The sequence below is a fragment of the Streptomyces sp. NPDC087263 genome (genome assembly GCF_044744645.1).
Lineage (GTDB): Bacteria > Actinomycetota > Actinomycetes > Streptomycetales > Streptomycetaceae > Streptomyces.
This window is the reverse complement of sequence record NZ_JBIUYT010000004.1, coordinates 386,502-400,892: the sequence shown is the minus strand read 5'-3', so window position 1 is coordinate 400,892 and position 14,391 is coordinate 386,502. Positions and strand designations below refer to the sequence as shown.

Genomic DNA, 14,391 nt, shown 5'->3' with positions numbered 1-14,391 from the left:
GGGCCCGATCACCCGGCCCGGAGCGGACTCACTTCACGTCAGGGCCCCGGAACCGACGACCGGCTCCGGGGCCCTGATGCTCTTCGGGCGGACCAGGGGTCCTGATCAACTGCCTGCCGGCCGGGGGGCGACGACGCAGTTGGACTTGCCGGACTCGGCGGCTCCGTTGATCGCGGTCACGCAGAACTCGTAGTTCCAGACCCCGGGGAACAGGAAGGCGATCTCGTGAGGGCTGTCTGCGGTGCCTTCGTACGGGGCGAAGTCGCTGCCGTCGGTGATGTTGCGGTACCAGATCCGGTATCCGGCGGCCTCGCTCGAACCCGTCCAGGTCAGCTGGACGGTGGTGGCGTCGGTGGAGGTAACCCGGAGGCCGGTCGGGGCGGGGGGTGTTCCCGCCCCGACGGTAACGGAGCGGGCGACGCCGGGCAGCCCGCCGCCGGCGGCGTTCCAGGTCGCCACCGCGACGAGGTAGTGGTGACCGGGTATCAGCCCGTCGATGTGCACCGACAGGCCCCTGACAGCGGTGGTATCGATCCAGGCTCCGGGGGTGTCCTTGTCCCAGGTGATGATCTGGTAACGGTCGATCGTGTCGGTGTAGTCACCGGTCGGCCGGCCCCAACTGACGTCGACGCCCGTCGCGGTGGCCTTGGTGACCATTCCGGGCGGCGCCCCCACGGTCTGTGGGTGCGCGACCGCACCGACCACCGAGGACCAGTCGGACGTCATCTGGGTGCCGTTGTCGGTGCGGACCTGGTATTCCCAGGTGATGCCGTCAACGGTCCAGGTGGTGTCGTAGCGGTTCACCCCGACCCCGACTTCGGTCCAGTCCGTTGCTCCCGGGATTCGGTAGCGGACGTCGTAGCCGTGTGCGCCGTAGACGGCGTTCCAGGTCACGGTGACGCCTTGCGGGCTGGACTTGGCGGTGACGTTGCCGGGTATGGGGGTGGGGCGGGCGGGGGTCACACTGGGGGTGGCCGGTACACCCGATCCGAGGCCGTAGCCGTTGTGCAGGGTGCGCTCGAAGGCTTGGGCGATGTGGTACTCGCCTTGGGCGTTGGGGTGCAGTCCGTCGTAGGTGTCGGGGCAGACGTCGAGTTCGCATTGGTAGCTGCCGCGCCAGTCGACCAGTCTGACGGGGGAGGTACTGGTGCTCCAGTGCGGGATCGAGTCGGCGAGCAACTGATTGTATGTCTCGGTGTTGAGGGGCAGGTCTTCGCGACCGCCGATGCGGGTGCGTTGGGGAACATTGGCGAGAGCGAAGTCGATGTCCGGTTTGGCGGCCCGGGCCACGTCGACGAGCGTTTTCATGCTGTCGAGGGTTCCTTCGGGGCCGCTGACGAACCAGCCCAGATCGTTGAACCCGAGCCCGACGAGGAGCAGGTCGGGCTGATACTCCGCGACCTGCTCGCGGATCAGGTTCTTGTCCTGGGCCGCCTGGCGACCCCAAACGGCGAAGTGAGCGCTGTCGAAGGACTGTTGACCGGCGGCGTACCCGCCCGAGGCGTTGACGCCCGCTGAGGTGGGGGCCGGTTCTCCCTGCAAAGCCGGTGGCTCGGGGGCCTTCGGCTCGGCCGGAGCCTTGGTGCCGGTGTAGGGGCCGACGAAGTCGACGTCGATGTCCTGGTCGTCGAACCACTGCCACAGGCGGTAGCGCCAGGTCCAGTCGCCTTCGCTGCCCTGGGTCATCGAATCGCCGACGACCATGACCTTGAGCGCCGTCGAGCCGGGAGTGTCGCCGGGGAGGTCAGGGGCATCCGTGATCATGTCCTCGGCCGTCGCCATCGCCCAATAGAAGGTGTCGGCCATTTCGGCGTACCCAGCATCGTTGGGATGCGTGGCGTCCGACATCCCGTCCTCGGCGATGCGGCCCACGTCGGCAACCAACACCTTTGAACCGGCGTTCTGTTCATCGATAACCAGCTTGTGCACCGATGCGTTGAACTCGTCCGTCGGGCCGTCGCCGTCGGCGGGGAGGGTGCTGACCACGACGGTCGTGTTCTCGGTGTGTTCGAGCGTGTCATGGACGAGGTGTCTGAGCCGGCCGATCGTGTCCGGTACGGCGTCCACGGTGGTGAGGTCGTTCTCGCCGACATTGATCAGAACCACGTTGGGCCGATACCGGTTCGAGACACTGTCCTCGAGTTCGTCGATCGTTCCGATGGAGGCATCGGCGTGGCCTTCGTTGTCCGGATCGCCAAAGTCACCGTTCTGCTGCGTGCCGACGAAATCGACCGTGTTGTCTTCGGCCCTCAGCCTGTCCTGCAATGCCTTTCGGTAACCGGCGCCGTCCGCGCTTCCGACTCCGGCGGTGATGGATTCACCGATCGCCAGTACCCGCAGCGAACGCTTCCTGAACGAACCGGTGCTCCACGCTCCACCCGAACCATCCGTCGGATGACAGTTGGCCGGATCGAGCATCGCCTCCAGGCCCGCTTGCTCGATGACGCCGGAGAGGCCGGCAGCAGTGCGGGCATCACCGGTGATGCGGAACATCTGAGCAGCTTGGGTCACGGTGGCATTCGCAGCGGCCGCTTGCTGGCCGCTGCCGGTGTACCACCGGATGCGATCATAAAGATTGCCCGTTGCCGCGTATTGGAGGTCGTCCGGTGAAATGGTGTTCTGGTCGTCGCCCGAGACGGGTGCAGCAGTGGCGATGACGGGGAAATAGGTCAGCAGGGCCTCGACGGATCGAACGCAGGTCGTGGAGGGGCTCGTAACCCCGAGAGTGGGAGTGGGCCCCCACACGGTTATCCCTACGTTCATCCGAGTGTGGACGGGCATCCGTGGTCGGGTGCCATCGGCCAGGACACGGATCTCCACGAGGATATTCACATTTGTGTTTCCCCGGATGCGTAGGGACTCCTGAGTGTCCCAGATATTGTCATCCCGGAAGGTCTGCCCCCTGGCCACCCGGACCGACCCGATGGCTCTGTCGGCGAAAATATTCGAGGCCAGGACCCAGACCGCCCGGCCCTCATCACCGGAACCCCAGGCCGGCATGAGGATGTGCCCCCGGTTCAGGGCCATTTCCAGGGTCGTGCCGCCCTCAGCCGCCGCTATTTCGGCCGCCACGTGCTCCATGCTTCTTTCTTCACCGCTGAGTACGGTGCGTCCGGTCCAGAACATCGCCTCATTGGGCCTGGTGGTCAAGGCTCGCTCCAGGTTTGCCACGGTAGGTTCGAGGCACTCCCGGGGCGGCGCGCAGTTGGCTATCACCCCCTCCGTGCCGTAATCCTCGGTGGCCGGCGTATCAGCGGCGACCGCCGTCTGCGACGCGAAGAGAAGCGTCGCCATCAAGGCCAGAATCATCAGTATGGATGTTCTGGCCCAGCGTCTCGATCGGGCCGCAGCCGCTGCCGTTCTGGTCATCAACATTCCTCTCCGTCTTCGCAATGTGTTATCCAACCGGCACCTCACGCCGCCGCTATTGCCCGGGCGTTCTTCGCCTGCGATAGTCCTCGGGTGCCGAACACCCACTCCACCCGCGCCGAATGCTGCGACCGTGCTCTCGAGAACGCGCGCCGAAAACTCGTCGTCCGCAGCCGGGATCGCTTCTCCTCCGCACTGTGGTACGGCGCCGTCGATATCGACCCAACGAAACTGGTGGTGTGGGTGCTCCTGGCCGGCGACGCCGCTCGGCTGCCCACCTGGTATTTTCCGGGCGCCGCCGGGACCGGGGACGACCTGCCCGAGGCGGCGCTGCTGCCGGAGATCGAGCTCATGCGCCAGGACGTCGTCGCCGCCTTCACCGAGGAGGGCTGGCCGGACGCCGAACACCTCCGGGTCGGCTTCGACGCGGAGGCACGGGTCGCCGCCGAAGGTGGCTTCCGATATTTCCGCGGGTAGTCGAACCGCTCAAGCGCCTCGCACCGAATCAGTGGCCGGGACCCGAACTCGTCGACGGTGCGTGCGTTTGAGTCCGGTTGATCAGTCATGCCTGTCTCCGGTTCGGGGTCTGCCGCGCCCGTGGCACTGCGGGCCCCGGCCACGAGCCGGGTGGCGCCGGTCTCTCACGTCATAAAGGTCTGACGATTGTGGTCAACGATCCCGTCGGATCCTTCGCGTGCCTGATCATCTTCCAGGAAACACGGCAGTCACAAGTCCCAAGGGTGGGAACAGAAGTACCACCCCCGGTCCGGCTTTGCGGGCCGGGATCTGCACGCTCCGGCCGATCCGGTGCGGGAGCAGATCGAGCACGGCCGGTTGACCCGCATCAAGCTTGCAGCGGACACCGCCGGGACCGTTGGAGACCGCGGCCTGCCGACCGCCCGCAGCCAGGGCCCGAAGTCAGCGGTTCGCCCGCATTCGCGTCCTCCCGAACCGCCCAGCCACCTTTCCCTCACCGACCCGGGCCTCGACCAAGTCAGCTGCTGCGAGCCGGACTTGCTCGCGCCGAGCCCGCCCCTCAACCGTCAACCCACCGCCAACGGCATACCTCATCCCTCTGGCACAGCGCGGCCCACGTCAGGCCGTCACACCCCTCCGTAACTCGCACGGTCAAAGATCTCCGGCCCGGCCGTGCCTGCCGCAACGTGCCCCTAAATAAATCTGATGTGTGCACTCGCAACAATGTTCACGGAAAAGACAGCCGATTGAGCCGAACCAAGCCATCGACCGCCACGCCTGCGCGATGTCCTGACACTCCACGGCATCGCGCCCTTGACGTGCCCATAAAAGCGGACAATCACAGTCAACAGCGGTGCGATCCGACCCTCACGAGCACTCCAAGGAGAAGGAATCCGCGGAGGTCAGAGCTATATGGCTCACCCAAGCGCCGTAGCTTCCCAAGCTGAGAGTGCGAGTTCGATTCTCGTCACCCGCTCCATATTGAAGCCCCAGGTCAGTGGCCTGGGGCTTGTTCTCTTTTGCCGCTGCCTCTCTTGCCTTTTCGCACCGCTATGCACCGATACACACCCCGAGATCGGGCGCTTGGAGGGCACGAGGGCTTGACGGGGGGCACGCGTGCAGCACTCATCGTGCTCCAGTTCACCGCTGACCAGCGCCTTTGTGCGATGCGTGGTGAGATTCGAGTAGGGGAGGCTCTCAGCCTGCCGTTCCCCGAAGAACGCTGTTGGAGGGTTCGACGCACAGCGTCATCCCAAGTCCTTGGGGCGGACGGCGCTGCCGCGTTGCTCTGACCACCGCTCACCGGCACACGCACTGTTCGGTCACCGAAGTCGGCAACCGAATCCAGTCGGCCGCCGAGTGCCTCGACACAGTGGGCGACGACACGAGCAATGCTCACCCCCACGAGAGCCGCCACATTCTTCTGCGCCAGCCCGTACTGCTAGCACGCTTCAGCCAGTTGATGCCCACGGGCTTCAGCCAGAAGGCGCCGCGATCCGGCTTCCACCTCGGCAGGACGTACGCCGGCCGAGAACAGCTCCTGCTCCAGGATGTCCCAGTCCTGCGGGGTCTTCTTGGCCAAGGAAGGTTGTCGCGGTATCAGCGCTCCCACATTCGATCGCCCCGGTCGGGAGAACGTGTACTGCGGTCAGCAGCGGAGCAGTCTCTGCCACCCAAGGCCCGGCTGGAGCCACGTACCACCACGTCGCCGGGGAGGCGGCCCGCGTCAGATCACGCGGAAGAGGTCGGCGGCTGCGTGGACGTCGGTGAAGTCCTCGATGGAGCGCAGGTTGTCGCACAGGGCGTCCAGGACCGAGTCGCCTTCGGCGACGCGCGGGGCGCCGATGGCCACGCCGAAGACGCGGAAGCCCAGCCGGTGCTTGGCCTCGTTCCAGCCGCGCATCCATTTCTCGGTGACGCCGCAGTCGTCGTCGGTGAGCATCACGATGTCGCCGCGCATGCGGGCGGCGTCGTCGAACTCCTCCTCCAGCAGTTCGCCGGCCGCTGACAGCGGCCTCTGGTAGCTGGTGCCGCCGCCGAGGAAGGTCTCCGCGAAGTCGAGGACCTGGGCGATGCCGGCGGGCCGGTCGGCCGGGAAGCGGAAGACCTGGAGCTTGTCCGCGGCGGAGAACAGGATGCCGACGAAGTCACGGCCCGCGTCGCGGGCCTGGTCCAGCAGCGCCAGGGCGCACGCCTTGGCCCACGCCTCCCGGGTGACTCCGCCGGGCCCTGCTTCGTACATGGAGTGCGAGGTGTCCACGCACGCGATGATCGCGCCCTGGCCGGTGGTCTGCTCTCCCTGGCTGTCGTAGAGCATCAGCTCCCCGGCGGCGTAGCGCGCGGCGAACACCGCGCGCAGGGCGGGCAGGCCGAGGTTGGCCAGTTCGGAGGGGATGACGCGGGAGAGGTCGTTGCCGAGGGTGACGCCGACCAGTTCTCCGGTGGCGTTCTCGACCTTGTGGGCGCGTTCACCGGCGGCCATCTGCCGGAAACGGCCGATCAGTTCGGCCCACTCGGCGAGACGGCTGGTCCGCAGCCGCTCGGCGAGCCGGGCCCGCTGGTCGAACGGCATCCGCTCCAGCTCGCCGGGACCGACTCCCCATGCCCGCATCAGCGCGGTCTCCTGCCGTGCGCCCTCGGCTGCCTTTGCCGCCGCGTTCCGCGCGACGGCGCGGATGCCGGGAGTCGCTGCCGTGAGGGCCTGCGCGGCAGCCCGGGCGGCCTGCCGCGCGGTGACCTCGGCTGCTTCGGCGGCCTCGATCGCCTGTTGTACGGCATCGCCGGCGGGGGACGGCACGGTGCCGTCCTCGTCGGCCTCATCGGCGGCCTCCTGGAGCGCCTCGCTCACGGCGGCCGCCGCACCTTCGGCGGCCTGCCGGGCCTTCTTCGCCTGCTCGGCCTGTTCCTGGGCATCCCGGGAGCGCTCCAGTATCCGGCGCAGCGCGGCGGCCTGGGCGAGCACGGCCATGGCGGCGGCGTAGGGGTCGCCGGCCGTCTCCCGGTGCAGCTCGGCGAACTCCGGTGACTCCACCAGTGAGGTGATGACCTGGTGATCGACCAGTCTGGAGGGGTCCATGTCCTCGCGCTCACGCAACCGCGGTCTGACCTTGTAGGCGGCCAGGAACGCGTCGGTCAGGAGATCGGCGGTGTGGTCGTAGTGCTGATTCAACTCCTCGGCCAGGTCCCGCAGTCCGGCCGACTGCCCATAGGTGTCCTGCCAGGTGAGCCGGTCGAACCGGTCCGCGACCACGGCCGTGGTGTGCTGCTCGGATGAGGCGGCGGATCCGCCCAGCCACTTTCCGGCCCGGCTCGCCAGTTCGTCGAGCCTGCCCCGTGTCCCGTCCATGGGTCCTGATCCCCCGGCGTTCAAAGCTGCGCCTGAACCATGCTCGCGTCCATCCCGAGCGCCTCGGTGAGAACGCGGGCGCGGACGGCGCGCTGGCGGCCGGTGACCCGGTCGATGGCGGCGGTGGTGCGGCCGGCGCCCGCCGCCTCCTCGCGCAGCTTCTCCAGCCGCTTCCCCGCCATGGCGAGCTGGTTGTGGGCCTTCTTGATGACCCACTCGCTCAGCGCCTCGCGGGACTGCCCAGCCATGGCGTCGAGCTGGGCCTCCAGTTCATCAATGGTGTCGGCCAGGTCGAGTGCCTCCTTGCCATCGGGGTTGACCAGGTGCAGCACCTCGCGCTCGACGGTCGGGCGTTCGGCGGGGGAGTCCCACAGCACATGGGTCAGCACCGACAGGTCGGTCTCGGCGACCGCCGGACGGCCGTCGAGGTACGCGGACGCCTGGAGCAGGCCCACCGCCTGCCGCCAGCGGCGGTCGGAGGCGACGAGTTCCTTGCGGCGCAGGGCGGCCCGCAGGGTGCACACCGCATCCACGATCACGTCGGGTACGTCCACGGCCGGGACGGCTTCGGTCACGGCGTGCTGCAACGCGGCCAGTTCGACGGTGGTCCGTGTCGGTGCCGCCGGGCGGCTGACGGCGGAGCGGACCAGCGCGGCGAAGTTCGATGGGTCTTCCAGGTATCCGACCTCGATCCGCACCAGCAGCCGGTCGTAGATCGCGGCCGTATCGTCCCCGCTGGGCAGTTCGTTGCTCGCCGTGATGGCGCCGATGAGGGGGCAGGGGATCGGCTCGCCGCCGCTCTCGGGGTGGTAGATCCGCTCGTTGAGAAAGCCCAAGGTCTCGTTCAGCGCTGCCGTGGAGCACTTGAAGATCTCGTCGATGAACGCGATGTGCGCGGTCGTGGCGCGGCCTTCGTACACCTGGCGGTACTCGCCCCGGGCCAGTGCCGCGACGTCGATGGGGCCGAACATCCTCGTCGGCGCGGTGAACTTCGACAGGAGGATCTCCCAGTAGGCCGCTCCCTCGAACCGGCCCGTGAGTTCCCTGGCCAGCTCGGACTTGGCCGTGCCCGGCGGGCCGAGCACCAGCGAGTGCTGCCCGGCCAGCAGCGTCACGATCAAAGTCCGCACCACGTCGGCGCGTTCGTAGAAGCGGTCCGACAACTCGTCGCTGATCGCCCGCAGCCTCGTGGCCGTGTCCTGCGCGCCCGGCTCGCCCATTGTCAACTCCTAGCCTCTGATGCCCTGTTGGGCTGACGAGACGGTTCTTCCTGCGAGGCTACGACGAGGTGCAAGGTAGCCGAGGGTACTGGCGGCCACTCCGGGACTCGTCCGCGTCATGGCGTCGTGCCCATGGCGTGCCCTGAACGGGGAGTCATGCGGCCGGCGTCTCGCCTGCCTTGTCCGCGACCCCGACATCCAGCAGCGCCTCGTCCGCCGAGCCCAGGAAGTCGAGGGACTTCTTGTCGAAGACCCAGACAGTGCGGCCCTCGCGCTCCTGGAAACTCAGGCCGATGCCGGAGCGGCCGGCGTAGTCCTGGGCGTCGGTGACGACCGAGACGCCCGGGATCTTCGCGGCCACGCGGTAGAGCGCGGCGTCCAGTTCGGGCAGGAGCGTGGCGTCGGGCAGCATGTCGCCGATCTTCTCCAGCGCCGCGCTCTCCTTGGTCTGCCCCTCCCCCTCCGTGCCGGCGTAGATCTTCTCCAGCAGCGCATCGGGGTCTGTGGGCAGCGCCTGAAGCTCACGGAATGTGGGGACGTTGGGGTCGGGGCTCAGCCTCATGTCGTGAGAAGGAATTCACCACCCTGCTGGACCGCATCCGCCAGCAACTGGCGGCCGAGCAAGGCCGCCTCGACGACTAGCGGCAGTGCGTCTTCCTTCTCGATCCCGCCGCCCAGCAACGCCTCGACGACACCGGTGGCCGCTCCGTGGCGAGCAGCACGCTGGGACAGATCCTGGCCACATGCGAGGGCGCCCCCGGACTCGTATCCCTCGTGACTTCCGCTCGCTCTTTGATCACCACCTTCGCCTGACGTCGGACAGCCCGGGGGCCCGGGTCAGGCGATGTCGTGGACGTTGTGCTCGGTCAGGTCGGATGCGTGCCGGGCGATCGCGCCATAGTCGGCATCGTCGTGGAGGACAGCCAGGCCGTGGTGGGCCGCTGTGGCGGCGATGATGAGGTCCACCGCCGAGGCACTGCGATGCTCCCCGGCCTGGGCCATACGGTGTTGCACCGCGCTGATCCAGCGCCCCGCGTTCTTGGGCACGGAGGCGTCGGGGTAAAGGTCGGTGAACATTTCCGCGATCTCGTCGTACTCGCGTCCGTTTCGGGCGCCGTACAGGAACTCGGCGCGCTGCGCGTAGCAGGATGCGATGGCTCCGGCATCAATCGCGTCGTACCAGGCCGATTGCAGTTTCGGGTCGCGGAGCAGCCGGACCAGGCCGGACGTGTCGAGCAAGTAGATCACCGACTGTGCTTCTCCGCCCGGTGCAGACGCTCGGCGTCCTCGACGGCACCCCACTCACGCGCACGCTCGAAGTGACGGCTGATGCGCGCCGCACGCTCCTGCTGCTCGGCGTAGAAGTGCAGAGCGAGATTGACCGCCTCCTTCTTGGTCCTGACCTTGGACAGAGCCATGGCGCGTTCCAGAGCGTCGTCGTCGATGTCGATCTGGGTCACAGACATACCGCACCTCCCACACAATGTTGGTGATGTATGTGGAAGAATACGTCACCAACATTCGCAGGTCCACGGCTGTGTGTCGGATCCCGGCATGTGCTGTCGCGACGGACACCCGAGATCGGTCCGCGAGGCGATGCGATGCGATGCGATCCAGTCAGTGCAAGGCGTCGCGCTCACGTGTGACCCGGCCGCTGGTGGCGCCCGTGCCCATGAGCGCCCATGAGTGCAGACAACCACGGTCAACAGCGGTGCGATCCGACCCTGACGCCCACCTCGGAGAGAAGGTATCTGCGCAGGTCAAAGCCGTAGAATCCGCCGACGCGCCGTCGCTTCGCCACAGGAAGACGAGTCCGTCGGCTCCCTTGCCCGCGTAGAGCTCCATGTGGAGTCGCAGCTGCGGTCGGGTCCTGCGCCGGCCACACGTGATGTCGTATGTGTGTCTGCCGGCCTCCCGCCCCAGCTCACGGTGGTCCCTGCGGGCTTCCACCAGTAGCGAGACCGCCATGGCGATACCCGCGCCCAACAGCATGGCCAGAAAGGTCGCCCACTCCGTCATTGACCGACGACCGCGGTGATGTGCCCTTTCCTTCTTTCCGCGCGGAGCACTGCGCGGGCCGCCCCGAGGATCTCCTCGTCCGTCTCCAGCTCGGAGGCCAGCACCTGGAGCAGCCGGGTTCGCCACACATCTGGGTCCGTCTCGTAGGCGTACAGAACCCGTACGCCGTATCCGCCCCGCCCGCCGTCGCCGCCACCGGACAATCGTCGGCGGACCGCCTCCCTCAGCTCGGCGTGGAGGCCGCGGACGACTCCTCGCGAGGTGGCGGTGAGTCCGGCCGCCGCCCCCATGGCCAACGCGGTGGCCACGAACTCCACTTCGGTCACAGGGACCCCCTTCGGTTGTGCGGGTTGTGCGATGTCGTGTCCCTCACCATGGCTGGGAGTGCTGCAATTCTGATGAAATTCCGATGACTTAGGGGAGCGGAGGCTTCGGGGTGGACGAGGGATCTCCTCAGCTGCTGCGGTTCGAAGTGCTTGGACCTTTACGGGCATGGCGGGGCGGGGTGCCGCTGAAGCTGGGGCCGATCAAGCGGCAAGCCGTGCTGGCCGCTCTGCTGCTGCGCCAAGGGTCCGTGGTGAGTCATGAGCGGCTGCTCGACACGGTGTGGGGCGAGGAGCCTCCCGCAGGCGGCCGCAAGGTGCTGCCCACTCACGTCAACTCGCTGCGCAGGGTGCTCGATCCGGAAGGCACCCCGCCCGCGGAGTCGGTGATCCGCAGCGGCAAGGGCTGGTACCGCTTCGTCGTCGAGGAGGTCAGGCTCGATACGGCGGATCTGGAGGAACGGGTCGACGAGGCGCTGCGCACCGTCGCGTCGGGCGACCTGGCCGGCGCCGCGGGCCAACTCTCCGCAGCCATAAGGCTGTTCCGAGGCGAGCCCCTGGCCGGGCTGCCGGGCCCCTTCGCGCTGGAGGAGCGGCAGCGGCTGGAGGAACGCAGACGGACGTTTCGGCTGGAGTGGCTCAAGTGCCTCGTTCTGCTTGGCCGGTTCGGCGATGCCCTCGACGACCTGAGCGGACTGTCGGCGTCTTCGGCGGCTGACCGCTACGACGAGTCGCTGACGGCCTTGCGCATGCGGGCCCTGTACGGCCGCGGACGTCAGGCGGAAGCGTTCAGAACCTACGAAGACCTGCGCGTACGACTGCGTGACGAGCTCGGAACCGATCCCGGTGAGGAACTGCGCCGGGTACACGAAGCGGTACTGCACCAGGACGACGCATTCCTTCTGCGTCCGCCCCCGTCGGTGCTCTCCGCACCGCGCGAGAGCGCCGTGCCCGCCGAACTCCCGCACGACACTCCGGGTTTCGCCGGCCGCACCGGCGAACTCGACCGACTCCACTCGCTGCTTGCGCCCGAGCGGGTGCAGGGGACAGCGAGCACCGTGGTCATCTCCGCCATCGGCGGTGCGGCCGGTATCGGCAAGACCGCGCTGGCCGTGCACTGGGCACACCAGGTCCGCGACCGCTTCCCGGACGGTCAGCTCTACATCAACCTGCACGGCTTCGACCACGACCGGCAGCCCCTCGAACCCGGCGAGGCCCTTGAACTGCTGCTCCGCAGCCTGGGGCTCGCGGCGTCGGAGATCCCGCCGCACCACGAGGCCCAGAGCCGCGTGTTCCGTACCCTGCTGGCCGACCGGCGCATGCTCGTCCTGCTGGACAACGCGGCCTCCGCCGATCAGGTACGACCACTGCTGCCCGGCAGCCCGACCTGCCGCGTCCTCGTCACCAGCCGCAACCGGCTCGGCGACCTCGTCGCCCACGACGGCGCCCACGCCCTGCCCCTGGGTCTCCTCCAGCCTGACGAGGCCCGCGCACTGCTGCGCCGGACCCTCGGCACGGACCGGGTCGACGACGCACACGCGGTGGGAGAACTGATCCGGCTCTGCGGCAGCCTCCCCCTGGCCCTGCGCGTGGCCGCCGCCAGGCTCGCGGGCGATCCGGCCCTGCGGACGGCCGACCTCGTCGCCGAGATGGCCGAGGGCAACCGGCTGGAAGCACTGGAGTCGGACGGTGACGCCAACTCTCCTTTACGTATGGCCTTTTCGGTGTCGTACCGGGTCCTGGTACCCGGCGCACGCCGGCTGTTCCGCCTGCTCGGCCTGTTTCCGGGGGCGGAGTTCACCGCCGAGATCGCGGCGGCGCTCCTGGATGCGCCACTGCCGCAGGCCCGGCGGCTGATCGGTGCACTGGCCTCAGCCCACCTGATCGAACCCGCGACGGTGGGGCGTTACCGTTTCCACGATCTCCTCCGCGAGTACGCACAGGAGTGTGCGCTGGTGGAGGAGGAGGCGTCGGACCGCAAAGCCGCCCTGGAACGGCTCCTGGTCTGGTTCCTGAACGCCACCCGCGCCACCGCGGGGGCCGGACTCTTTCCGGAGCTGCCCAACAATCTCCGTCCCGGCAGGCACCCAGGCATGCCGTCGGCCGACGCGCCCGGACAATGGCTGGATGCTGAACGGGCGAATCTGCTCGCCGTCATCAACCATGCCGCCCACCACGGCCCTCGCCCCGTCGCCTGGCACCTGACCTCCGCACTGTTCGGCGACTTCTGGATCCATCTGCCACGGAAGACCTGGCGGACCATCGCGCAGACAGCACTGGACGCGGCCGAGACCGAAGGGGACATGTTCGGCCAGTCAGCGATGCACTCCAGCGTTGCGGCGGCACGATGGGACCGGGGGCAGGTCCTACAGGCGATGGAACACGCCACACGCGCACTGGACATCAGCCGGGAGCTCGGTTGGACGATGGGCGAAGCGTCGGGTCTCGGCCTCAGAGGCTTCACGCGGTGGAGCATGGCGTGCCTCGAGAGTGCGCACGACGATTTCACCGTCGGCCTGCGCATCTTCCGGGATATCGGACATCGCCACTTCGAAGGATTCGGCATGGTCGGCCTGGGTTTGACCTGCCGGGATCTGGGCCGGCTGCACGAGGCCGCGGACCACCTGGAACGTGCCGTCGGCCTGGAGACAAAGGTCAGCTCCTGGGACGCCGACACGGCCCTGCAGGTCCTCGGAGGGGTGTACTGGGAACTCGGCCGTCTCACCGACGGACTCGACCTCCTCGGCCCGGAGGTGGCCTCCGACAAGAGGGCCACGTACCGCCACGGCCGCCAGGCGATGATGCTCGACGCCCTCGCGAAGATCAATGTCGAACTCGGCCACCACGGCGAAGGGTTGGAACAGGCCGAACGAGCCTTCGCCCTGGTCCAGGAGACGAAACGACACTGGGTTCAGGCCAGCATCCTCAACACGATCGCCGCCGCCCACCGACGCCTGGTACAGATGGACCGGGCTCTTCAGTCCGGCGAGCAGGCTCTCGCCCTGGCCCGCGAGGCGCGATTCAGACGGGCCGAAGCGGACAGCCTCCTGTGCCTCTCCCTCACCTACAAGGAAGCGGGCCGGTACGACGAGGCCCGCACCCACGCCGAACAGGCGCTGGCCCTGGCCCGCGCCCACTCGTTCCGCGTGGTGGAGGGCCAGGCACTGACAACCCTGTGCGAGACGGCGGAGGCCGAGGAAGCACATGGCACAGCCGTCGAGCTCGGCCAGGAGGCCCTCGCCGTACACCGCGAGACCGGCCACCGACTCGGCGAGGCCCGCACCCTCATGGCACTCGCCCGCGCCCACCGGAAGACCGACAGCGCCACCGTCGACCTGATGAGGCGACAGGCACGGGACATCTTCTCGGACATCGGCGTACCCGAGACGGAGTACGAGGATCTCGGCCGGTGACGTCTCCTCGGCTGGGCCCGTAAGTCCGAGCGCTGCTGGTTCGAGCACCCCAGGGAGGACTTCATCCACATCCTCGAAGGCAAGGCTGACCTGGAACTGCGCGACCAAGAGCCGATGCGTCTGTGAGCCGGCCAGAGCGCCCATCATCGCGGCGACGTTCCGCACCGCTGCCGCCTGGTCGGCACGACACCTGCTCGTACCCCTCTCGTTGGCGCCCTGAGACG

General features: G+C 68.1%; 9 protein-coding genes. 2 read left to right on the top strand and 7 right to left on the bottom strand.

The genetic code is table 11. The features are described from left to right. Positions 1-105: 105 nt before the first annotated feature. Positions 106-3,309 (bottom strand): SGNH/GDSL hydrolase family protein, encoded by a 3,204-nt coding sequence (locus ACIPC1_RS15140; protein WP_402516946.1) that lies wholly within the window; start codon positions 3,307-3,309, stop codon positions 106-108. 153 nt (positions 3,310-3,462) lie between these two features. Here ACIPC1_RS15140 and ACIPC1_RS15135 point away from each other — a divergent pair, with 153 nt between their 5' ends. Further along, the gene (locus tag ACIPC1_RS15135) at positions 3,463-3,846 is read left to right on the top strand and encodes a hypothetical protein (RefSeq protein WP_402516944.1); all 384 of its coding nucleotides are present in this window, start codon (positions 3,463-3,465) and stop codon (positions 3,844-3,846) included. A gap of 1,726 nt (positions 3,847-5,572) precedes the next feature. Here ACIPC1_RS15135 and ACIPC1_RS15130 read toward each other — a convergent pair. From ACIPC1_RS15130 to ACIPC1_RS15105, 6 genes are all read right to left on the bottom strand, one after another. Further along, on the bottom strand, positions 5,573-7,192 hold the full coding sequence (locus ACIPC1_RS15130) for a VWA domain-containing protein (protein ID WP_402516943.1): 1,620 nt from the start codon (positions 7,190-7,192) through the stop codon (positions 5,573-5,575). A gap of 20 nt (positions 7,193-7,212) precedes the next feature. Next, positions 7,213-8,412 carry an AAA family ATPase gene (locus tag ACIPC1_RS15125; RefSeq protein ID WP_402516941.1) on the bottom strand — a complete coding sequence of 400 codons (1,200 nt, stop codon included), beginning with the start codon at positions 8,410-8,412 and terminating at the stop codon, positions 7,213-7,215. A gap of 154 nt (positions 8,413-8,566) precedes the next feature. Further along, the gene (locus ACIPC1_RS15120; RefSeq protein WP_402516938.1) at positions 8,567-8,974 is read right to left on the bottom strand and encodes a CU044_5270 family protein; all 408 of its coding nucleotides are present in this window, start codon (positions 8,972-8,974) and stop codon (positions 8,567-8,569) included. Positions 8,975-9,249: 275 nt separating this feature from the next. Next, positions 9,250-9,660 (bottom strand): PIN domain-containing protein, encoded by a 411-nt coding sequence (locus ACIPC1_RS15115; RefSeq protein ID WP_402516935.1) that lies wholly within the window; start codon positions 9,658-9,660, stop codon positions 9,250-9,252. Then, positions 9,657-9,878: a type II toxin-antitoxin system VapB family antitoxin gene (locus ACIPC1_RS15110; RefSeq protein WP_172629543.1), complete on the bottom strand. Its 222-nt coding sequence runs from the start codon at positions 9,876-9,878 to the stop codon at positions 9,657-9,659. The genes ACIPC1_RS15115 and ACIPC1_RS15110 overlap by 4 nt, the downstream gene beginning before the upstream one ends. Before the next feature lie 549 nt (positions 9,879-10,427). Next, positions 10,428-10,757, bottom strand: a complete 330-nt coding sequence (locus ACIPC1_RS15105) for a hypothetical protein (protein ID WP_402516934.1) — start codon at positions 10,755-10,757, stop codon at positions 10,428-10,430. A 179-nt stretch (positions 10,758-10,936) separates the two neighbouring features. On the opposite strand from ACIPC1_RS15105, the gene ACIPC1_RS15100 reads away from it, so the two are divergent. After that, entirely contained in the window at positions 10,937-14,167 is a 3,231-nt protein-coding gene (locus ACIPC1_RS15100; protein WP_402516932.1) for a BTAD domain-containing putative transcriptional regulator, read from the top strand. The last annotated feature ends 224 nt before the right edge of the window (positions 14,168-14,391 follow it).